19 protein-coding genes are annotated in these 20,168 nt (G+C 62.4%); 13 read left to right on the top strand and 6 right to left on the bottom strand.

Annotated features, from left to right (window positions below; translation table 11 throughout):
- Window positions 1–106: 106 nt before the first annotated feature.
- The 11 genes from pedF (at window position 107) to B0E42_RS31210 (ending at window position 12,540) form a co-directional block, all read left to right on the top strand.
- On the top strand, window positions 107–568 hold the full coding sequence (gene pedF, locus B0E42_RS23800; RefSeq protein ID WP_018604055.1) for a cytochrome c-550 PedF: 462 nt from the start codon (window positions 107–109) through the stop codon (window positions 566–568).
- Window positions 569–573: 5 nt separating this feature from the next.
- Window positions 574–1,449 (top strand): ABC transporter substrate-binding protein, encoded by an 876-nt coding sequence (locus B0E42_RS23805; protein WP_018604056.1) that lies wholly within the window; start codon window positions 574–576, stop codon window positions 1,447–1,449.
- 10 nt (window positions 1,450–1,459) lie between these two features.
- A complete protein-coding gene (locus B0E42_RS23810) occupies window positions 1,460–2,218 on the top strand; it encodes a quinoprotein dehydrogenase-associated SoxYZ-like carrier (protein ID WP_018604057.1) in 759 nt (252 codons plus the stop codon).
- 16 nt (window positions 2,219–2,234) lie between these two features.
- Window positions 2,235–3,173, top strand: a complete 939-nt coding sequence (locus B0E42_RS23815; protein WP_077507836.1) for a quinoprotein relay system zinc metallohydrolase 1 — start codon at window positions 2,235–2,237, stop codon at window positions 3,171–3,173.
- Between the two features lie 312 nt (window positions 3,174–3,485).
- Complete coding sequence (locus B0E42_RS23820; RefSeq protein ID WP_077507839.1) at window positions 3,486–5,261, top strand: PQQ-dependent methanol/ethanol family dehydrogenase; 1,776 nt, start codon at window positions 3,486–3,488, stop codon at window positions 5,259–5,261.
- Between the two features lie 285 nt (window positions 5,262–5,546).
- Window positions 5,547–7,067, top strand: coding sequence for an aldehyde dehydrogenase family protein (locus B0E42_RS23825; RefSeq protein WP_018604060.1), 1,521 nt, complete (start codon window positions 5,547–5,549; stop codon window positions 7,065–7,067).
- Window positions 7,068–7,345: 278 nt separating this feature from the next.
- Window positions 7,346–7,417 carry a pyrroloquinoline quinone precursor peptide PqqA gene (gene pqqA, locus B0E42_RS23830; RefSeq protein ID WP_003243383.1) on the top strand — a complete coding sequence of 24 codons (72 nt, stop codon included), beginning with the start codon at window positions 7,346–7,348 and terminating at the stop codon, window positions 7,415–7,417.
- A 132-nt stretch (window positions 7,418–7,549) separates the two neighbouring features.
- Entirely contained in the window at window positions 7,550–8,707 is a 1,158-nt protein-coding gene (gene ercA / locus B0E42_RS23835; protein WP_095963606.1) for an alcohol dehydrogenase-like regulatory protein ErcA, read from the top strand.
- Entirely contained in the window at window positions 8,691–10,061 is a 1,371-nt protein-coding gene (locus tag B0E42_RS23840) for a hybrid sensor histidine kinase/response regulator (protein WP_053179757.1), read from the top strand. The genes ercA and B0E42_RS23840 overlap by 17 nt, the downstream gene beginning before the upstream one ends.
- A gap of 389 nt (window positions 10,062–10,450) precedes the next feature.
- On the top strand, window positions 10,451–12,094 hold the full coding sequence (mqo, locus tag B0E42_RS23845) for a malate dehydrogenase (quinone) (protein ID WP_077507842.1): 1,644 nt from the start codon (window positions 10,451–10,453) through the stop codon (window positions 12,092–12,094).
- A 302-nt stretch (window positions 12,095–12,396) separates the two neighbouring features.
- On the top strand, window positions 12,397–12,540 hold the full coding sequence (locus tag B0E42_RS31210) for a hypothetical protein (RefSeq protein WP_168188537.1): 144 nt from the start codon (window positions 12,397–12,399) through the stop codon (window positions 12,538–12,540).
- 151 nt (window positions 12,541–12,691) lie between these two features.
- Here B0E42_RS31210 and B0E42_RS23850 read toward each other — a convergent pair whose 3' ends face one another.
- Window positions 12,692–13,168, bottom strand: coding sequence for an Rrf2 family transcriptional regulator (locus B0E42_RS23850; RefSeq protein ID WP_018607716.1), 477 nt, complete (start codon window positions 13,166–13,168; stop codon window positions 12,692–12,694).
- 145 nt (window positions 13,169–13,313) lie between these two features.
- Between B0E42_RS23850 and B0E42_RS23855 the strand changes: the two genes are divergently transcribed.
- Window positions 13,314–14,210: an NAD(P)/FAD-dependent oxidoreductase gene (locus tag B0E42_RS23855; RefSeq protein WP_053179762.1), complete on the top strand. Its 897-nt coding sequence runs from the start codon at window positions 13,314–13,316 to the stop codon at window positions 14,208–14,210.
- Window positions 14,211–14,226: 16 nt separating this feature from the next.
- On the opposite strand, the gene B0E42_RS23860 is transcribed toward B0E42_RS23855, so the two are convergent.
- The 3 genes from B0E42_RS23860 to B0E42_RS23870 are packed head-to-tail and all read right to left on the bottom strand — an operon-like array spanning window position 14,227 to window position 17,258.
- Window positions 14,227–15,534: a CitMHS family transporter gene (locus B0E42_RS23860; protein ID WP_077507845.1), complete on the bottom strand. Its 1,308-nt coding sequence runs from the start codon at window positions 15,532–15,534 to the stop codon at window positions 14,227–14,229.
- Window positions 15,535–15,585: 51 nt separating this feature from the next.
- The gene (locus B0E42_RS23865; RefSeq protein WP_003201468.1) at window positions 15,586–15,909 is read right to left on the bottom strand and encodes a hypothetical protein; all 324 of its coding nucleotides are present in this window, start codon (window positions 15,907–15,909) and stop codon (window positions 15,586–15,588) included.
- Complete coding sequence (locus B0E42_RS23870) at window positions 15,909–17,258, bottom strand: acyclic terpene utilization AtuA family protein (RefSeq protein WP_077507848.1); 1,350 nt, start codon at window positions 17,256–17,258, stop codon at window positions 15,909–15,911. Before B0E42_RS23870 ends, B0E42_RS23865 begins: the two co-directional genes overlap by 1 nt.
- Window positions 17,259–17,371: 113 nt before the next feature.
- On the opposite strand from B0E42_RS23870, the gene B0E42_RS23875 reads away from it, so the two are divergent.
- Window positions 17,372–18,262 (top strand): LysR family transcriptional regulator, encoded by an 891-nt coding sequence (locus tag B0E42_RS23875; protein WP_018607708.1) that lies wholly within the window; start codon window positions 17,372–17,374, stop codon window positions 18,260–18,262.
- Window positions 18,263–18,287: 25 nt separating this feature from the next.
- On the opposite strand, the gene B0E42_RS23880 is transcribed toward B0E42_RS23875, so the two are convergent.
- Window positions 18,288–19,139: a CAP domain-containing protein gene (locus tag B0E42_RS23880; protein ID WP_018607705.1), complete on the bottom strand. Its 852-nt coding sequence runs from the start codon at window positions 19,137–19,139 to the stop codon at window positions 18,288–18,290.
- Between the two features lie 193 nt (window positions 19,140–19,332).
- Window positions 19,333–20,106, bottom strand: coding sequence for an L-iditol 2-dehydrogenase (locus B0E42_RS23885; RefSeq protein WP_077507850.1), 774 nt, complete (start codon window positions 20,104–20,106; stop codon window positions 19,333–19,335).
- Window positions 20,107–20,168 lie beyond the last annotated feature (62 nt).

Genomic DNA, 20,168 nt, shown 5'->3' on the forward strand with positions numbered 1-20,168 from the left:
CTAGACCCCGGCCACCAAAGCAGCATTCGGCTTGTGCCAGGGGGTTCCTAAGATGACGGCACGGCCTCCGCAAAGAGGTCTTGCGTGCAATCCAGAGGGCATAACAATGACAACAAAACGCAACGCCATCATCGCTACCGCACTGCTGATGGGGCTGACCGGCGCAGGCTCCGCATGGGCCCATGGCAACGTAGTGCCCCAGGCAGTGGAAACCAAGGGACTGACCCCGATCAAGGACGCCAACTTGCCGTTGGACGCTGATGGGTGGGCTGCCCAGAACCCGTATCGCAACTCCCCCGAGCGTGAAAAAGCCGTGGAAATCGGTGCCTCGGCCTACAACCAGAACTGTGCGGCCTGCCATGGCCTGGAAGCCAAGTCCGGCGGGATCGCCCCGGACCTGCGCATGCTCGACGCCGCCGAAGTCGGTGATGAGTGGTTTGTCGAGCGCGTACGTCACGGTGCGGTGCGCGACGGTCGGGTCTACATGCCGAAAATGGCCGACTACCTGAGCCAGGAAGCCTTATGGGCGGTGCGCACCTATCTCGACAGCGTGCACGTCGAGGAGTGACGGCCATGCGCCTGTTCGCGTGGGTAATGTGCAGCCTGCTCCTGTGGGGGCAGGCGGTGCAGGCGCAGGTGCGCAGTTACGACCAGATGATCGCCGCCGGGGAGTTGAAGGTCGCGGTCTACAAGGACTTCGCGCCCTACAGTTTCGAGGACCACGGCCAACCCAGGGGCGTGGACGTGGAATTGGCCCAGGCCCTGGCCAAAGCGCTTGGCGTGCGCCTGCGATTGATGTGGGCACCGCCGGGAGAAAAACTCGATGACGACCTGCGCGATTACATCTGGCGTAGCAGTCCGTTGCACGAGCGGCAATTGGCCGACCTGATGATGCGCGTGCCTTACGACCACGACTATGCGCAAAAGCGCAACGACATCGGCGAACTGGCAAACGCCCAGGTGGTGATGTTCGGACCTTATCAGCAGGAGTGCTGGCAGGTGGCGTACGACCGGCGCCGGTTGGATTCGGTGGGCAGTGTCGCGGTGTTCCAGCAGCACCCCATTGGCGTTGAAGTCGACAGCGTGCCGTCGTTCTACCTGACGTCGGTGTTCAACGGCATGCTCCGGACCAGGACCCACCATTACCCCGGTGTCAGCCAGGCCTTCAAGGCCATGCAGGCCGGGGAGGTGGACGCCGTCATGGCCATGCGCGGTGAGGTCGATTGGCAAGTGCACGAGGCGGCTGATCCGCAACTGGCGCTGGCGGAAAACGCCTACCCGAACATGGGCAAGCAACGCTGGGAAATCGGCATGGCGGTGCATGAAAGCAATCGTCAGCTGGCCTATGCGGTGGAAGAGGCGCTGGAAGGCTTGATCCGCGACGGCAGCGTCAAGACCGTCTATGCCCATTACGGCCTGCGTTACGAAGTGCCGGAGATGTATCAATAGGAGCACCGGGATGAAATGGGCGATGTGGTGCCTGCTGTGGTGTGGCCTGCCGATGACCACGTGGGCGGCGGTCGAGCCAGGAAAAGATCCGGTGCCGTCGGTGATGTGGGCCTTTTATCACAAGCAATTGCTCGCGGATGCGCCGTTCGTGTTTGACGACCGGGTGCGGCTGCTGGCACCACCCTTTGCCGAAGACGCACGCCAGGTGCCACTGGAAATCGATGCCCGGGCCTTCACCGGCGACGTCGTGCGGGTGCTGGCCTGGGCCGAACTGAACCCGTTGCCGAAAATCGTCGACTTCCAACCGGGGGAGCGAGTGCTGCCCTGGCTGTCGATCCGCATTCGCATCGAGCAAGCCACGCCGTTGCGCGCCGCCGTGCAGACCCGCGATGGCCTGTGGCACGTCGGTTCGACCCTGATCGACGCGGCGGGTGGCGGCTGCACCGCCCCCAGCGTGGTGCGCACCCAGCCGGGTTGGGAGGAACACTTGGGCGAGGTGCTGGGCGCCCGCTATCCCCGGGGCGATTCGAGCCGCCTGCGCCTGCAGGTGGCCCATCCGATGGATAACGGCCTGGTGAGCGGTATCCCGGAGTTTTTCCTCAACCAGGCGCAACTGCTGGACGCCGACGGCCAGGTGCTGGCGCGCCTGGAGCTGTTCCCGGCCGTCAGCGAAAACCCCAACCTGGGCTTCGACATCCGAGGCCCGGGCCAGACCCGCCTACTGCTGCGCGACAACAGCGGCAATACGTTCGAGGCGGCGATTCCCTGACCACAAGGAGCGCGCCATGCGCTGGTTGTTGCTGATGTTCCTGAGCCTGGGCTGGCCGACGTGGGCCGGGACGGACTATGCACTCAAACCCCGGCAGATCGCCGAAGGCACCTGGCTGCTGGAAGGCAGCACCGAGAATTTTGCCAAGGCCAACGGCGGCAACATCGTCAACACGGCGTTCATCGTCACCGATGCCGGCGTGGTGGTGATCGACACCGGGCCGTCGAAGCGCTACGGCGAGGCGCTGCGCCAGGCCATTGCCGCGACCACCGATAAACCGGTCATCCAGGTCTTGTTGACCCATCATCACCCCGACCATGTCTTGGGCAACCAGGCCTTCAGCGACGTGCCCATCGGCGCCTTGGCGGGCACCACCGACCTGTTGCGGCAACAGGGTGATGCGCTGGCGGAAAACATGTACCGGCTGGTGGGCGACTGGATGCGCGGCACCGAGGTGGTGTTGCCGACCCGGGAGCTGGCGGCCGGGACGTTGAATGTGGGCAATCATTCGTTGCGTCTGTTGGCATTGGCCGGCCACACCGGGGCTGATCTGGCGGTCCTCGACGAGACCACTGGCGTGCTGTTCGCCGGCGACCTGGTGTTTTACGAACGGGCCCTGACCACCCCGAACAGCCCCGGTCTGGAAGCCTGGCTCCAGGACTTGGACACCTTGCAGGCCTTGGCCTGGAAGCAGATCGTGCCCGGCCACGGCCCGGTCGCGACCGACGCCGGGCCTTTTGCGCAGATGCGCGACTACCTGGGCTGGCTCGACCAACTGCTGCGCGACGGCGCGGCGCGGGGCGACGACATGGCCGAGATGATCCGCAGCCCCATTCCCGAGCGCTTTGCCGGGATCAGTTTGAGTCGGTATGAGTTGATTCGTAGCGTCAGTCATCTCTATCCGCGCTACGAACGCGTCGCAATGAAACGGGTGGACACCCACAACCCTGGCTGAATACACCTCCTGTGGCGAGGGGATTTATCCCCGCTGGGCTGCGAAGCAGCCCCTGAGCCAGTTCAGTCACCCCAACAGTCAGCAAAAGACAGAGGGCCGCTTCGCGCCCCAGCGGGGATAAATCCCCTCGCCACAGGGAATGTGCACACCACAAGGAATGTGGGCAGGCACTGCCAACCCCCGTCCCATGTGTACCAAGGAACTAGAAAACTCAACACAGCGGGCAATTGTTGGCAACGGCCCCGAGCCCAAGAATCTGTGGCAGACCGGGAAAAATTCCCGGGTATAACAATAACCGCAGAGGTAGCCGTCATGAGTCATCCCGCACGTCGCCAACCCTTCGCCGTGAGCCTGCTGCTCAGTGCCATGCTGCTGTCCGGTTCGGCCCTTGCAGCCGTGACCGATCAGGAAATTCTCCAGGACCCGAAAAACCCGCAACAGATCGTGACCAACGGCCTGGGTGTCCAGGGCCAGCGCTACAGCCCGCTTGATACCCTCAATGTCAATAACGTCAAGGATCTGCGCCCTGTCTGGGCGTTCTCCTTTGGCGGTGAAAAACAGCGCGGCCAGCAAGCCCAGCCGATGATCAAGGACGGGGTGATGTACCTCACCGGTTCCTATTCGCGGGTATTCGCAGTGGATGCACGCACCGGCAAGAAGCTGTGGCAATACGATGCGCGTCTGCCCGATGACATCCGCCCTTGCTGCGACGTGATCAACCGCGGCGTGGCCTTGTATGGCGACCTGGTGTTCTTCGGCACTCTCGACGCCAAGCTGGTGGCCTTGAACAAGGACACCGGCAAGGTGGTGTGGAGCAAGAAGGTGGCCGACCACAAGGAAGGTTATTCCATCAGCGCCGCGCCCATGGTGGTGAACGGCAAGCTGATTACCGGCGTGGCCGGGGGCGAGTTCGGCGTGGTGGGCCAGATCAGCGCCTACGACCCGAAAAATGGCGAACTGCTGTGGACCCGCCCGACCGTGGAAGGCCACATGGGCTACGTCTACAAGGACGGCAAGGCGGTCGAGAATGGCATCTCCGGCGGCGAAGCCGGCAAGACCTGGCCGGGCGACCTCTGGAAAACCGGCGGCGCCGCACCTTGGCTGGGCGGCTACTACGACCCGGAAACCAACCTGCTGCTGTTCGGCACCGGCAACCCGGCCCCGTGGAACTCTCACCTGCGTCCTGGCGACAACCTCTATTCGTCGTCGCGCCTGGCCCTGAACCCGGACGACGGGACTATCAAGTGGCACTTCCAGAGCACGCCTCACGACGGCTGGGACTATGACGGCGTCAATGAACTGATCTCGTTCAACTACAAGGAAGGCGGCAAGGACATCAAGGCGGCAGCGACTGCTGACCGTAACGGCTTCTTCTATGTGCTCGACCGCACCAACGGCAAGTTCATCCGCGGCTTCCCGTTTGTCGACAAGATCACCTGGGCCACTGGCCTGGACAAGGATGGGCGGCCGATCTACAACGAGGCCAGCCGTCCGGGTGCGCCGGGCAGCGAAGCCAAGGGCAGTTCGGTGTTCGTTGCACCGGCGTTCCTCGGTGCAAAAAACTGGATGCCGATGGCCTACAACCAGGACACTGGCCTGTTCTACGTGCCGTCCAACGAATGGGGCATGGACATCTGGAACGAAGGCATCGCCTACAAGAAAGGCGCGGCGTTCCTCGGGGCCGGCTTCACCATCAAGCCGCTGAACGAGGACTACATCGGCGTGCTGCGGGCCATCGACCCCAAGACCGGCAAGGAAGTCTGGCGCCACAAGAACTACGCGCCGCTGTGGGGTGGGGTCCTGACCACCAAGGGCAACCTGGTGTTCACCGGCACGCCTGAAGGGTTCCTGCAGGCATTCAACGCCAAGACCGGGGAAAAGGTCTGGGAATTCCAGACCGGCTCCGGCGTGCTCGGCTCGCCCATCACCTGGGAAATGGACGGCGAGCAATACATCTCCGTGGTCTCCGGCTGGGGCGGCGCGGTGCCGCTGTGGGGTGGCGAGGTGGCCAAGCGCGTGAAGGACTTCAACCAGGGCGGCATGCTCTGGACCTTCAAGTTGCCGAAAGAGCTGGTGGCAAAACGCTAAGTAACTATTGAGCCGGGCGTCGCCCTTGTGGCGACGACTCTGTGGGAGCAAAGCTTGCTCGCGATGCAGTCGCCTCGGTTCCCAGGGAGACCGCATCGCCTTCATCGCGGGCAAGCCTTGCTCCCACAGACGTTTCGCCAAATATCCTCGTCCCAATGCTTGAAATCTACGACCAAATAACGAGAGTCCCCCCTGCCAACGACGCATTCGTCCGGCAGCCGGGGCTCTCTACCATCGGCCTATCGCCTGTCCCGTGACAGGCATCGACCAGGCAGAGGCCCCATCATGATCTACGCACAACCCGGAACCCCAGGCGCCGTCGTTTCCTTCAAGCCGCGCTATGGCAACTTCATCGGCGGCGAATTCGTCGCGCCAGTCAACGGCGAATACTTCACCAACACCTCCCCGGTCAATGGCGAAGTCATTGCCGAATTCCCGCGTTCCAGCGCCGCCGACATTGACAAGGCCCTGGATGCCGCCCACGCCGCAGCCGATGCCTGGGGCAAGACCTCGGTGCAGGACCGTTCCCTGGTGCTGTTGAAAATCGCCGACCGTATCGAGCAGAACCTGGAAATCCTCGCGGTCAGCGAAACCTGGGACAACGGCAAGGCCGTGCGCGAAACCCTCAATGCCGACGTGCCGCTGGCGGCCGACCATTTCCGTTATTTCGCCGGCTGCATCCGCGCCCAAGAGGGTGGGGCGGCCGAGATCAACGAACTGACCACGGCCTATCATTTCCACGAGCCGCTGGGCGTGGTCGGGCAGATCATCCCGTGGAACTTCCCGCTGCTGATGGCCGCCTGGAAACTCGCCCCGGCCCTGGCTGCGGGTAACTGCATCGTGCTCAAGCCGGCTGAACAGACGCCGCTGTCGATCATGGTCTTCATCGAGCTGGTCGCCGACCTGCTGCCGCCCGGCGTGCTGAATATCGTCCATGGTTTCGGTCGCGAAGCCGGTGAAGCCCTGGCCACCAGCAAGCGCATCGCCAAGATCGCCTTCACCGGTTCCACCCCGGTGGGCTCGCACATCATGAAATGCGCCGCCGAGAACATCATCCCGTCCACCGTGGAACTGGGCGGCAAGTCGCCGAACATCTTCTTCGAAGACATCATGCAGGCCGAGCCGGCCTTCATCGAAAAAGCCGCCGAAGGCCTGGTGCTGGCGTTCTTCAACCAGGGCGAAGTCTGCACCTGCCCATCTCGCGCCCTGGTGCAAGAGTCGATCTACGTGCCGTTCATGGCCGAGGTGATGAAAAAGATCGCCAAGATCAAGCGTGGCAACCCGCTGGACACCGAAACCATGGTCGGCGCCCAGGCGTCCGAGCAGCAATTCGACAAGATCCTCTCGTACCTTGAAATTGCCCAGCAAGAGGGCGCCGAGCTGCTCACCGGCGGTGCTGCCGAGCGACTCGAGGGGGATTTGTCGAGTGGTTATTACATCCAGCCGACCCTGCTCAAGGGCCACAACAAAATGCGCGTGTTCCAGGAAGAGATCTTCGGCCCGGTAGTGGGCGTGACCACCTTCAAGGACGAAGCCGAAGCCCTGGCGATCGCCAACGACACCGAGTTCGGCCTCGGCGCCGGCCTCTGGACCCGCGACATCAACCGCGCCTACCGCATGGGCCGGGCGATCAAGGCCGGTCGCGTCTGGACCAACTGCTACCACCTGTACCCGGCGCACGCCGCGTTTGGTGGCTACAAGAAGTCTGGCGTGGGTCGTGAAACCCACAAGATGATGCTCGACCACTATCAGCAGACCAAGAACCTGCTGGTGAGCTACGACATCAATCCGCTGGGGTTCTTCTAACCCGATAACACAGCACGACACCCTGTGGGAGCGAGCTTGCTGAGGGAGCAAGGCTTGCCCGCGATACAGGCAACTCGGTCTCCGGCCAGGCCGAGGCGACTCATCGCGAGCAAGCTTTGCTCCCACAGTAAGCCTTGCCCTCACAATGGGTTTTGTAGCTCTCCTGAATCGCTACCAACGCACCCCACCCACCGCTTCGAAAGTAGCATTCGAGCCCCAGGCGTGGCGTGCATTAATGACCTTGCCGGAATCGCCCGGTACAAGAAGAGGAAAGACCCATGTGGACTAAACCCGCGTACACCGACCTGCGTATTGGCTTTGAAGTGACGATGTACTTCGCCAACCGATGAGTGCCGGCCCGGCCTGACGCGTTCAGGCCGGGCTACCCATTGGTCTGATTGCAATCACGGTGGGATGCTTTAGGCTCAAGGTATCCCAAGACAATAACAACAGGCTTACCGATGAGCCACGTACCTGAAAAGATGAGCCTCAGCCCGCTGCGCAAGTTCGTTTCCCCTGAAATCATGTTCGGTGCCGGTTGTCGGCACAATGTCGGCAACTACGCCAAGACCTTCGGTGCACGCAAGGTGCTGATCGTCACCGATCCCGGGGTCATCGCCGCCGGTTGGGTGGCTGACGTCGAAGCCAGTCTCCAGGCCCAAGGCATCGACTATTGCGTCTACAGCGCGGTCTCGCCCAATCCGCGGGTCGAGGAAGTGATGCTCGGTGCCGACCTTTACCGGGAAAACCATTGCGATGTCATCGTCGCGGTGGGCGGTGGCAGCCCGATGGATTGCGGCAAAGGCATCGGCATTGTCGTTGCCCACGGCCGCAACATCCTCGAGTTCGAAGGCGTCGACACCCTGCACGTACCCAGCCCGCCGCTGATCTTGATTCCCACCACGGCGGGGACGTCGGCTGACGTGTCGCAGTTCGTGATCATTTCCAACCAGCAAGAACGCATGAAGTTTTCCATCGTCAGCAAGGCGGCGGTGCCGGACGTATCGTTGATCGACCCGGAAACCACCCTGAGCATGGACCCGTTCCTGTCGGCCTGTACCGGCATCGACGCCCTGGTGCATGCCATCGAGGCGTTCGTGTCCACCGGTCACGGCCCGCTGACCGATCCCCATGCGCTGGAAGCGATGCGCCTGATCAACGGCAACCTGGTGCAGATGATCGCCAACCCGGCGGACATCGCCCTGCGGGAAAAAATCATGCTGGGCAGCATGCAGGCCGGGCTTGCGTTTTCCAACGCGATCCTGGGCGCGGTGCACGCGATGTCCCACAGCCTGGGCGGTTTCCTCGATTTGCCTCATGGCTTGTGCAATGCGGTGCTGGTGGAGCATGTGGTGGCGTTCAACTACAACTCGGCGCCGGAGCGTTTCAAGGTGATTGCCGAGACGCTGGGCATCGACTGCCGGGGGCTCAACCACCGGCAGATCCGCACTCGGCTGGTGGAACACCTGATTGCCCTCAAGCGCACCATCGGCTTCCACGAGACCCTGGGCCTGCATGGCGTGAGCACCTCGGACATTCCGTTCCTGTCGCAACATGCGATGCACGACCCATGCATCCTCACCAACCCTCGGGAGTCGAGCCAGCGGGATGTCGAGGTCGTCTATGGCGAAGCCCTCTGACGAGCAGCAAAAAGCCCTGGAAGGGCTGCTGGGGCTGGGCAATCACTCGACGCGCAAGAGTCACTACCCGGAACTGGCGGCGCGCCTCGATGAGCTGGAACAGGCCCGGCAACACCTGCAACAGCTCAATGACCAACTGGAGCAGCGGGTGGCCGAGCGCACCGATGCGCTGTTGGAAGCCAACCACAACCTGCAGCAGCAGATTGCCCAGCGCGAGCTGGTCGAACAGCAATTGCGCGATGCCCGTGACGTCGCCCAGGCCGCCAACCGCAGCAAGGATAAATACCTGGCCGCCGCCAGCCATGACCTGTTGCAGCCACTCAACGCGGCACGCCTGCTGATCGCCACCTTGCGTGAACGCCAATTGCCTGCCGCCGAGCATGTGTTGGTCGAACGCACTCATCAGGCGCTCGAAGGGGCCGAGGACCTGCTCACCGACCTGCTGGACATTTCCCGGCTGGACCAGGCCGCCGTCAAGCCCGACCTGGCACCGTATCGGCTGGATGAGTTGTTGGGGCCGCTGGTTTCCGAGTTTCAATCGGTGGCCGGCGCCGCGGGGTTGGAATTGCGGGTGCGGTTTGGCGATGAAGCGGTGCTGACCGACCTGCGATTGATCAGCCGTATCCTGCGCAACCTGCTGAGCAATGCCTGCCGCTACACCGCTCAGGGCGGTATTCTCCTGGCGGCCCGGCGCCGGGGAGGGCAGTTGAGCATTGAGGTCTGGGACACAGGGCGGGGCATCGCGGCCGATTGCCTGGAGTCGATTTTCCTGGAGTTCAACCAGCTCGACGTTGGCCGGGCGGCGGATCGCAAAGGCGTGGGCCTGGGGTTGGCGATTGTCGAACGCATCGCCCACATCCTCGGTTACCGGGTCCAGGTGCGCTCTCGGCCGGGACGGGGCTCGGTGTTCAGTATCGAGGTGCCGCTGTCCAGCGAAAAACCCTTGCCCGTGTCCCAGGTCCCGGTGCAGGCGGTCGCCGGCAACCCGCTGCCGGGGCGCCGTCTATTGGTGATCGACAACGAACTGAGCATCTTGCAAAGCATGGCGGCGCTGTTGGGGCAGTGGGGCTGCGAAGTCTTGACCGCCACCGACGAAGCGGGCGCCCTTGATGTGCTGCAAGGGCGAGCGCCGGAGTTGATCCTGGCGGATTTCCACTTGGATCATGGGGTTGTGGGGTGTGAAGTGGTCAAGCACCTGCGCGAGCATTTCCACCAGGCGATCCCGGCCGTGATCATCACCGCCGACCGCAGCGACCAGTGCCGCCGCGCCTTGCGCAAGCTGGATGCACCGCTGCTCAACAAACCGGTCAAGCCTGGCAAGTTGCGGGCGGTGTTGAGTCAGATGCTTGGATAGGTTGGTGCTGTAGATACTCTGTAGGAGCTGTGTAGGAGCTGAGAGCCAGCAAAATGCCGTCATTTGGTCGGCGTTTTTGCCCGGAATGTAAAAAGACGCTTCGATCTGTTTATTTCCTTATGTAAACTCCCCTCGCTGCGACAATCGGGCACGGCCGCGCCAGGCCCGATGAACACCGTTTGCAGCGGCCCTCACCCCAGCTGAAGCCAAAACCTACAAGAAGTCAGCGCCGGAGAGACATAAACGAGAGGCCGACGTATTGCTCGGCCCTGTAGGTCCATCCTCCAGTCCGTCTCGATACCCATCCTGCTGGCGTTGCCGCTCGCGGATGTGGTCTATCCTTGACCAGGACAGGTGGGCGGAATGGCGTTCATCCTAGGGATACACACATGTTGAAGAAAACACACACGGCGCTACTGGGCCTGGCGATGGCGATGGGTCTTGCGACCACGCACGCCGCCGAGCCAAAAAAAGTGGATGTCTTGCTCATTGGTGGGGGCATCATGAGCTCGACACTCGGCGTCTGGCTCAATGAGCTGGAGCCGGGCTGGACCATGGAAATGGTCGAGCGCCTGGACGGTGTTGCCGAAGAGAGCTCCAACGGCTGGAACAATGCCGGTACGGGTCACTCTGCGCTGGCCGAACTGAACTACACGCCGGAAGACAAGAACGGCAAGGTCGAGATCGTCAAGGCCGTTGAAATCAACGAAGCTTTCCAGATCTCCCGTCAGTTCTGGTCCTGGCAGGTCAAGAACGGTGTGCTGAAGAACCCGCGTTCGTTCATCAACTCCACGCCGCACATGAGCTTCGTATGGGGTGATGACAACATCGCGTTCCTGAAGAAGCGCTACGAAGCCCTCCAGGCCAGCCCGTTGTTCGCCGGCATGCAGTATTCCGAAGATCGCGAGCAGATCAGCAAGTGGGTTCCGCTGATGATGCAAGGGCGTGACCCGAGCCAGAAAGTCGCGGCCACCTGGAGTCCACTGGGTACCGACGTGAACTTCGGCGAAATCACCCGCCAGTTCGCGGCTTACCTGCAAACCAAGCCGAACTTCTCCCTCAAGCTGTCCAGCGAAGTGGAAGAGATCACCCGCAACGAAGACGGCACCTGGCGCGTTTCGTACAAGAACCTCAAAGACGGTACCGAAACCGAGACCGACGCCAAGTTCGTGTTCATCGGCGCCGGCGGCGGTGCCTTGCACCTGCTGCAGAAGTCCGACATCCCGGAAGCGCGTGAATACGCAGGTTTCCCGGTGGGTGGTTCGTTCCTGGTCACCGAAAACCCGACCGTCGCCCAGCTGCACCTGGCCAAGGCCTACGGCAAGGCTTCGGTGGGCGCACCGCCGATGTCGGTTCCGCACCTGGACACCCGTGTGCTCGACGGCAAGCGCGTGATCCTGTTTGGCCCGTTCGCAACCTTCTCCACCAAGTTCCTGAAGAACGGTTCGTACTTTGACCTGCTGACCAGCACCACCACCCACAACGTGTGGCCGATGACCAAGGTCGGTATCGAACAGTACCCACTGGTCGAGTACCTGGCCGGTCAACTGATGCTGTCGGATGAAGATCGCTTCAACGCCCTGAAAGAGTACTTCCCGGAGGCCAAGCAAGAAGACTGGCGCCTGTGGCAGGCTGGCCAGCGCGTGCAGATCATCAAGCGTGACGAAGAGAAGGGCGGCGTGCTGAAACTCGGCACCGAAGTGGTCGCCTCCCAGGACGGCAGCATCGCCGGCCTGCTGGGTGCCTCGCCAGGCGCTTCGACCGCTGCACCGATCATGCTGACCGTGCTTGAGAAGGTCTTCAAGGACAAGGTTGCCAGCCCGGCCTGGCAGGAAAAACTGCGCCAGATCGTGCCAAGCTACGGCACCAAGCTCAACGATAGCCCTGAGCGTGTTGCCCAGGAATGGGCGTACACCAGCGAGGTCCTGCAACTGGACCCGCCACCGGCAATCGGCAAGCCAGGCGCTAACGTGGCACCGGCCAAGCCGGGCGCAGCCCCTGAGGCCAACCCAGCGGCTGACATGGCGCTGTAAGCCGGACGCTGTCTGGTGAAGTACAAGAACGCTGCGCATTGAGCGTAATGCTGTTCACTTAAGGATACGGCGCTTTTTCCGAGGGAGGGGAAGGCGCCGTTTTCTTTGGTGTTGGTGTTGGGTTGGATTGGGTTGGATTGGATTGGATTGGGTACATATCCTTTGCTGCGGTAACGGCGGCTTAGGGTTCCGCCCTGACGGCGGGTCACTTTTGGAAGAGCGCCAAAAGTAACCAAAAACGCTTTGCCCCACCACTCGGTGCCTCGCTTAGGCTCGGCATGCCCGAACGCAGGCATTGCTCCGTGGGCCGCCGCGAAGGGCCATCCATGGCCCAGCGCGGCTACCTCGGCATCCATGCCGAGGTGCCCACTGCACAATGCCTGCGTTCGGCCATCGTGGTTAACGGGGCGCCCCAGATCAAGATCAAAAGCGAGGCGGCCTGGTAGCCGACCTGGTTCTCTTGGTCGTACACCCATCAGATCTGTGGGAGCAAAGCTTGCTCGCGAAGACGGCCTGACAGCCGACCTGTCTCTGGCGGCTGTACATCGATCTGACTGTGGGAGGGGCCTGCTCGCGATAGCGGTACACCCACCAACATCAATGCCCGATCTGCCCCACCTGCGAAAGGTCAGCCCCGTCCTCTGCGTAAACCTGTCGAAACCGCGCGTCAAAATCCTCCGCCAACTGCGCCAGGGTAATTGCCCCCAAACGCTTGAGCAGCAATGCCTGGGCCTCGTCGAACGCATCCGTCAGCACCGCATTCACTGCTTGTTCCACCAAGCATTGCGGATGATCGGTGGACAGGCCGATGGCAAAGATCGACGTGCTGTCCAAGGCCTGGTGGATATCCAGCAACGTCATCTGCGACAGCGGCTTGCTCAAGCTCCAGCCACCGCGATGGCCTTTTTCCGAAGTGACATAACCCTGCTCCTTGAGCAGCGCCATGGTCCGGCGCACCACCACCGGGTTGGTGCCCAGCATCTGCGCGAGGGTGTCGGACGTGGCGGATTGTTGGTGGCGATCCATGTGGATCAGCACGTGGAGCATGCGGGACAGACGGGTGTCGGTTCTCATGAGCGTTGCAGCGTTCTGTGGCGGAGACGGGCGTAAGTATCGCCTGTAATTGCAAAAGTTACGAGATCGTTGACAGTTGCTTTTCAAGGAACTTACGATGTGTCGAGACTTTTCAATTCCACCAAAACCACGTTGGAGAATGATCATGCGCTACGACGTCATCATCGCAGGCGGCAGCTACGCCGGTATGTCCGCGGCCTTGCAACTGGCCCGTGCCCGCCGCACCGTGCTGGTGATCGATGCCGGCCAGCGCCGCAACCGGTTCGCTGCCAGCTCCCATGGTTTTCTCGGGCAGGACGGTCGGGCCCCTGGGGACATTGCCGATGATGCCCGTCGCCAGCTAATGGCCTATCCGACGGTGGAATGGGTATCGAACACGGCGGTCAAAGCCAGCCAGGACGCGGGTGGCTTCACTTTGGAAACCCTCGGCGGGCAACGCTACAGTGCCCGGCGCCTATTGTTGGCCACCGGAGTCATCGATGAGTTGCCGGACGTGGAAGGGCTGGCGCAACGCTGGGGGAAAAGCGTATTCCATTGCCCGTATTGCCACGGCTACGAGCTGGAACAAGGCCCCATCGGGGTGTTGGCGACCTCGTCGATGTCGCTCCACCATGCCTTGATGCTGCCCGACTGGGGCCCGACGACGTTCTTCACCAATGGTGTGTTCGAGCCTGACCTTGAGCAACTGGACAGCCTGGCACGACGTGGCGTAACCCTGGTGCCGGAACGTGTCGAGCGTATTGAAGGCGAACGGGCCGACGTGGTGCTGGCCGACGGACATGTGATCGCCCTTGACGGCCTGTTTGTCTTGCCGCGTATCCAGGTTGCCGGTTCACTCGCGGCGTCCTTGGGTTGCGCGTTTGAAGACGGCCCGCTCGGGGCTTTCATCCAGGCCGACCCCATGACGAGGGCAACCAGCGTCCCAGGTGCATTTGTCTGTGGCGATGCGGCGATGCCGTTCGGCTCGGTTGCGTTGGCTGTTGGCGATGGGGTGAGAGCGGGCTCGGGGGTGCATCGATCACTGATCTTCGATGCACATTGAGGCTTGCCCTTGAGCATTACACCTGTACCGCTCCAGTCATCACGGCGAAGGCGAGCATCACCAGGCTGACGCCCCAGGCCCAGAAGAACGTATAGGCGATGTGCTTGCGCAGCTCTACGCCGGACAACGCCAGCGCCAGGTACACGCTGGGCACCACTGGGCTGATGGAGAATCCGGTGTTCTCGCCGATCAGCATGGCCCGGGCCACGGCCTCGAGGGGGACACCCGCGGCAGCGGCCACGTCCTTGATCACCGGCAGCAGGGCGAAATAGTAGGCGTCCGGTGAGAAGATCATCCCCAGCGGAACGCCGAAGAAGCCGACGATCACATGCAGATACTGGGCGGCGCCCGCTGGCATGATATCGATCAGTGCCAATGCCATGCCATCGGACATCTTCGCGCCGGAGAGCACGCCCAGCAGGACGGCGGCGGCCATCATCACCAGGACCATTTGCAGCGCATCGGCCGCATGGGCCTTGAGGCGTTCGGCCTGGGCGTCCAGGGACGGGAAGTTCAGGGGCAGGGCGATGCCCAGTCCCACCATGAAGCAGGCATACAAGGGAAAAATGCCGGTGAACAGGCACGCCAGGATCCCACCGGTCAGCGCCACGTTCAGCCAGTAGCGCAGTTCTCGTGGGGAGAGGGCGAATTCACGGTCTTGGGGTTGCAGGCTGTCCATGTCACACGTTGCAGCCGCGCCCAGCGACATCGGTTGGCGACGCTGGGCGCGCAAGCCCAATACGGTCGCGACAACGAGCATGCACGTCAGGCCCACCATCTGCACCGGCAGCAAGCCTAGCCACAGTTGGGTGGCATCCAGCCCCGACACGGCGGCGGCGCGGGCAGTCGTGCCCCCCCAAGGGACCATATTGATCACGCCGGCCGTGGTGCCGACCAGGCACAACAGCATCGCCGGGCTCATGTTCAGGCGTTTATACAAGGGCAGCAGGGCCGGGATGGTCAGCAAGAACGTGGCGGCGCCGACGCCGTCGAGATGGACCACTGACGTCACCAATACCGTCACCAGTGCCACGGCCAGGGGCTTGCCGCCCGTGCTGCGGATCAGCAGATTGACCAAGGGATCGAACAATCCCCGGTCACGCATGATGCCGAAGAACAGGATGGCAAACAGAAACAGTGCTGCGGTCGGGGCCACCGTGATCAGGCCGGCCTTGATGAATTCACCGATCTGCCCGAGATTGAAGCCGGCCAACAGGCAAACGATCACGGGAAGGGTGGTGAACGCCACCACCGGACTGATCCTGCGCAGCAATATCAATCCGATAATGGCGAGCATCATCAGGAAACCCAGGGTTGTAATCATGTTGCAGCCTCTCTTTTTATTGTTGTCGAAGGTTCGTGGGCGGTGAGTCGATCAGCCTTGCGGTCCGGGCAGGCGCAAGGCCAGAAGCAGGTAACTCAGGCTCTTGCCGTGACGATCAAGACCGCAACTGCGGTTCACACCGCCCTCCAGGGCGTCCTCGAGCACGAAATTCAGCGCATTCAGGTTCGGCAGTTCATAGCGATGCACCTTGGAGGGCTGTCGTGTCGCGAATTGCTCGGCCACTCGGGCGCAGGTCAATTCCCGTAGCAGCCATGGATAGTGGGCCGGATCGTGGGGGAACAGGGCGATGCTGAGAATGTTGCCTTTGTCGCCAGCACGGGCATGGGCATAGTCGGCGAGGGTGACCAGGTTCATCAGTACCACTCCAGGGTTGTATGGATTTCATCTCGCGGCAGCAGGAAACTGCGGGTGGTCACGGTCTCGGTGAGATGCCGGCGGACGCCACCGCCACCCGCCGGCCCGTTGGTGTAGAGCGACTCGACCTCTGCCAGCAGGGCCTCCACCAGCCGTCGATCGGTGTGAGTCAGGCCGATCCGCACGCGCACATCCTCCAGGGCGGGCGCCTGGGCCAGTTGTTGTTGCAGATAACGGCCGCCCTGATCGTTGAAGAGGCTGGCGATCCCGGACAGGTCGATCCAGGGTTGGACCCCGGGTGCCAACTGGTCGAAGCGCTGCAGCAGGATTTCCCGCGCCAGAGCGGCACGCGCCACGGCGCCGGGGCCTGCGTAGGATATTTCCGCCTCACCGAACCAGAGGCCGCGCACACCCGCCAAGCCCTTGAGCGTGTCGGGACGCGGATGACCCAGCAGGCCACTGATTTCAACACGGTCATCGCCCAAGTCCTGTACACGGGCCTGGCCCAGGTCCAGCACGACATCCGGCGTCAGATAGCGTCGAGGGTCGTGTACTTCGTAAAGGAGTTGTTCCTTGACGGTCTGTTCGCTGACCCTTCCGCCGCAGTGGCGGGTCTTGCCGATGATCAGGCGGCCATCCTGATGGATTTCGGCAATGGGGCAGCCGAGATTGGCCGGGTCCGGAACGTCTTTCATCCCAGGATGAGCAAAATAGCCACCGGTGACCTGGGTGCAGCACTCCAGCAGATGACCGGCTGTGGTGGCGATGGCCATTTTCTGCCAATCGTCGGCCGACCAACCCAACCCATGGCGGATCGCCCCCACGGCCAACGACGGATCCGCGACCCGGCCACACAGCACGATGCCAGCGCCCTCGGCCAACGCCTGGGCGATACCGTCGGCCCCGGTGTAGACGTTCACTGAAACCGGGTGCTCCTCGGGACCTGAGGACAACCAGCGTTCGTAACGGGGCGGTGTTTCTTCCAACAGGTCATCACCCAGCACGCAGGCGATTTTCAGTGCAGGGAAGCGGCCCGCCAGCGTCTGGCGCAGTCGTTGCGCGGCCGCCCTGGGATTGGCGGCGCCGCCGTTGGTAATGATCGGGATGCCGGCCTCGATGCACACATCCAGCATGGGCTCAAGGAAATCGAACAGGCGCGCGGAGTATCCCGCCTGCGGGTCCAGGCGCTTGCGTAGCTGCGCCTCGGCCAGGGTCCGTTCGGCCAGCAGTTCCAGCATGATGTAGCGCTGGCCGCTGCGTTGTGCCAGGTCTTGGGCCAGGCGCAGGGCGGCATCGGGTCGATCATTGGCAAAACCGGCGCCGCAACCGACGAGAATTGTTTTTGTCATGTCGCTTTCCACTGAGGGGTGGCACTGAAGGGTGGCCCCATAGTGGAGAGACTGGATTATTCTGTGAATTTTAAATATAGAATCAATTGATTCATTAATTTTATGAGTGGGTCATGAACGTTTCTTTTCGTCAGCTTCGTGCCTTCATCCTTATTGCCGAGACTTCGAGCTTTACCCGCACGGCCGAACAGTTGCACCTGTCCCAGCCAGCGCTGAGCTATAGCGTCCGCAAACTGGAAGAGAGCATGGGGTTGCAGTTGCTCGCGCGTAACACCCGCAGCGTCGAGCTGACGCCCGCCGGTGAGCACTTCTTGCCCCAGGCCCGGCGCATGCTGCGGGACATGAACGACGCCGTGCGCGATGCTCGCGACACCCTGAGCCTGAGCCGTGGCACGCTCCGATTGGCAGCCTTGCCCACCGCTGCCGCGTCGTTCCTGCCGATCGCCATTGCTGCTTTCCAGCGTGAAAACCCTGGTGTGACGGTGAGCTTGCTGGACGGCCGCGCCGGGGAAATCATGGGCTGGGTGCAGCGAGGAGAGGTGGACGCCGGCATCAGTTCGTTGCCTGACGATCTGTCCGGACTGAGCTTTGTGCGCCTGCTGGATGACAATCTGGTGTTGCTGAGCCACAAGGAGCCGCAGCGTGACGGCCAGGACGACTGGAAGCGGCAACCCTATATTGCCCTCACGCCTGACACCAGCATCCGGCCCCTGGCAGACGCTGCGTTGCGCTATTTGAACGTCGATCCTGTGCCAGCCTGGGAAGTGGCGCACATGAGCACGGCCACGGCCCTGGTGCGCGAAGGCTTGGGATTTTCTCTGTTGCCGGCCAGCTGCACGGCGGTGTTCAACATCGGTGAGCAGTGCGCTGTCACCGCCATCGACCAGCCGGCGAAGCGCTCGATCGGCCTGTTGCAACGCAAGCCGCTGGCCCAATCACCTTCGTTGAGCCAGTTCATGCAGCATTTGCGGCAGGTGCTGCACAAGGACGATGTCAGCCACTGAGGTTGATCGGGCAATGGCTATCGCGCTATTGAGTGCCAAACATCGCCGTCCAATAGATCCCGGCATCGCTTTTCGGATCGGTCGCGTACCCGGCGCCCAATTCGCGGAACTGCGGGTTCATCAGGTTGGCGCAGTGCCCCGGGCTGGCCAGCCAGCCGTCCACCACCTTGAGCGCGGTGTCCTGTCCGGCGGCGATGTTCTCGCCGATCAACTGGCCCAGATAGCCGGCCAGTTCGGCGCGGTCGCCCGGCATGCGGTTGTCGCGGTCCTTGTGGTCGAAGAAATTGTTGTTGGCCATGGCCCGTGTGTGGGTCACAGCGGCCAGGGCCAAGGTGGCGTTCCAGGCCAGCGGAGTGGTGGCGGCGAAGGTTTCGGTGCCACAGCGACGCGGCTGGGTGCGGGCACTGTTGATCAGCTTCAGCAGCTTCTGGCCCTCGGCTTGCCAATCACCCAGGCGCGCCGACAACAGTGGGCGCGCGAGCACGATGCGCCATTCGCGGTCCAGGCGGCTGACGCCGATGTCGACGAACTGCGGGTCGAGTACTACCTGGCAGAAGCTTTCCTGGACGGCTTTCATGGCCGATTGCGCATCGCGCGGCCCGGACAGGCTGATGGCCTGCACATTGACCATTGGATAGGCCGCCCGCGCCAGCGCCTGCTGCAGGTCGCCGATGCCATTGGCCGACAGGATCAGCCGGGAATCCATCGCCAGCGGTGGCAACTCCAGCGAAGCCTGGCCGGCACAGCTTTGGGACTGGCTGCGGTAAAGATTGATGGACTCGACCAGTTGCGTCTCTTCGGTGGCCGCGGCACTGGTGGAGAACACCAGGCCCAGCGACAGCACAACAAGACCCACGACGGATGAAATGGCACGCATGTAAATCTCCCTTGAGCGGACGGCGCCTATGATGCGCAATTTTTGCCCCGCTGGGGCAACGGTATTCACGCTCTCTTGAAATCCCTTGGAACGGCACCGTCGGGTACCGTTCGGGACAATCCTCAGTAGTGGGATCAATTTTCAAGCGAATAAGTCCATTTCCGTCGTTTCAAGGCCATAAAAAACCAGATTATTAGCTCATCCAGTTACCGCCATCGACGTTATACGTCTGCGCCACCACGTATTCGCTCTCCGCCGAGGCCAGGAAAATCGCCATGCCGGTGAGGTCCTCCGCGGTGCCCATCCGGCCATAGGGCACCTGCAGCCCGACCTGGCGCTTCTTTTCCCCCAGCGGCAGGTTTTCGTGGCGGGCGAACAGCGCGTCCACACCGTCCCAATGCTCGCCATCCACCACGCCGGGGGCGATGGCGTTGACGTTGATCCGATGCTTGATCAAATCCAGCCCGGCGGACTGGGTGAGGCTGATCACGGCTGCCTTGGTGGCGCAATAGACGCCGACCAGCGCTTCGCCACGCCGACCGGCCTGGCTGGCCATGTTGATGATCCGGCCGCCATGGCCCTGGCGGATCATCTGCCGCGCCGCCGCTTGCAGGGTGAACAGCGTGCCGGCGACGTTGATGGAAAACAGCCGCTCGTAGCTCTGGCGGGTGATTTCCACGATGGGCGCCAGGTCGAACAGCGCGGCGTTGTTGATCAGGATATCCAGCTTGCCCACCCGTGCCACCACGGCCGCGATGGCCTGGTCGATCGAAGCCTGGTCCGTCACCTCCATTTTGACCGCGTAGGCGCTATCGCCCAGTTCGGCTGCGGTGGCCTGGGCCCGCTCCAGGTCGATATCGGCGATCGCCACTGTGGCGCCCTCGTTGAGATAGGCCTGGGCGAACGTCCTGCCGATACCACGGGCGGCACCGGTCACCAGGGCACTTTTTCCTTCCAGTCGTTTCATGGGGTTGTCCTTTTCGAAGTACAAAAAAAGTCCTGTGGGAGCAAGGCTTGCCCGCGATGAAG

It is taken from the genome of Pseudomonas sp. A25(2017) (genome assembly GCF_002001065.1).
Taxonomy (GTDB): Bacteria; Pseudomonadota; Gammaproteobacteria; order Pseudomonadales; family Pseudomonadaceae; genus Aquipseudomonas; species Aquipseudomonas kilonensis.

What these genes read in the sequence shown, in the direction of transcription:
- pedF (WP_018604055.1), top strand. Translation starts at nt 107, where the DNA reads ATGACAACAAAACGCAACGCCATCATCGCTACCGCACTGCTGATGGGG.
- B0E42_RS23805 (WP_018604056.1), top strand. Translation starts at nt 574, where the DNA reads ATGCGCCTGTTCGCGTGGGTAATGTGCAGCCTGCTCCTGTGGGGGCAG.
- B0E42_RS23810 (WP_018604057.1), top strand. Translation starts at nt 1,460, where the DNA reads ATGAAATGGGCGATGTGGTGCCTGCTGTGGTGTGGCCTGCCGATGACC.
- B0E42_RS23815 (WP_077507836.1), top strand. Translation starts at nt 2,235, where the DNA reads ATGCGCTGGTTGTTGCTGATGTTCCTGAGCCTGGGCTGGCCGACGTGG.
- B0E42_RS23820 (WP_077507839.1), top strand. Translation starts at nt 3,486, where the DNA reads ATGAGTCATCCCGCACGTCGCCAACCCTTCGCCGTGAGCCTGCTGCTC.
- B0E42_RS23825 (WP_018604060.1), top strand. Translation starts at nt 5,547, where the DNA reads ATGATCTACGCACAACCCGGAACCCCAGGCGCCGTCGTTTCCTTCAAG.
- ercA (WP_095963606.1), top strand. Translation starts at nt 7,550, where the DNA reads ATGAGCCTCAGCCCGCTGCGCAAGTTCGTTTCCCCTGAAATCATGTTC.
- B0E42_RS23840 (WP_053179757.1), top strand. Translation starts at nt 8,691, where the DNA reads ATGGCGAAGCCCTCTGACGAGCAGCAAAAAGCCCTGGAAGGGCTGCTG.
- mqo (WP_077507842.1), top strand. Translation starts at nt 10,451, where the DNA reads ATGTTGAAGAAAACACACACGGCGCTACTGGGCCTGGCGATGGCGATG.
- B0E42_RS23850 (WP_018607716.1), bottom strand. Translation starts at nt 13,168, where the DNA reads ATGAGAACCGACACCCGTCTGTCCCGCATGCTCCACGTGCTGATCCAC.
- B0E42_RS23855 (WP_053179762.1), top strand. Translation starts at nt 13,314, where the DNA reads ATGCGCTACGACGTCATCATCGCAGGCGGCAGCTACGCCGGTATGTCC.
- B0E42_RS23860 (WP_077507845.1), bottom strand. Translation starts at nt 15,534, where the DNA reads ATGATTACAACCCTGGGTTTCCTGATGATGCTCGCCATTATCGGATTG.
- B0E42_RS23865 (WP_003201468.1), bottom strand. Translation starts at nt 15,909, where the DNA reads ATGAACCTGGTCACCCTCGCCGACTATGCCCATGCCCGTGCTGGCGAC.
- B0E42_RS23870 (WP_077507848.1), bottom strand. Translation starts at nt 17,258, where the DNA reads ATGACAAAAACAATTCTCGTCGGTTGCGGCGCCGGTTTTGCCAATGAT.
- B0E42_RS23875 (WP_018607708.1), top strand. Translation starts at nt 17,372, where the DNA reads ATGAACGTTTCTTTTCGTCAGCTTCGTGCCTTCATCCTTATTGCCGAG.
- B0E42_RS23880 (WP_018607705.1), bottom strand. Translation starts at nt 19,139, where the DNA reads ATGCGTGCCATTTCATCCGTCGTGGGTCTTGTTGTGCTGTCGCTGGGC.
- B0E42_RS23885 (WP_077507850.1), bottom strand. Translation starts at nt 20,106, where the DNA reads ATGAAACGACTGGAAGGAAAAAGTGCCCTGGTGACCGGTGCCGCCCGT.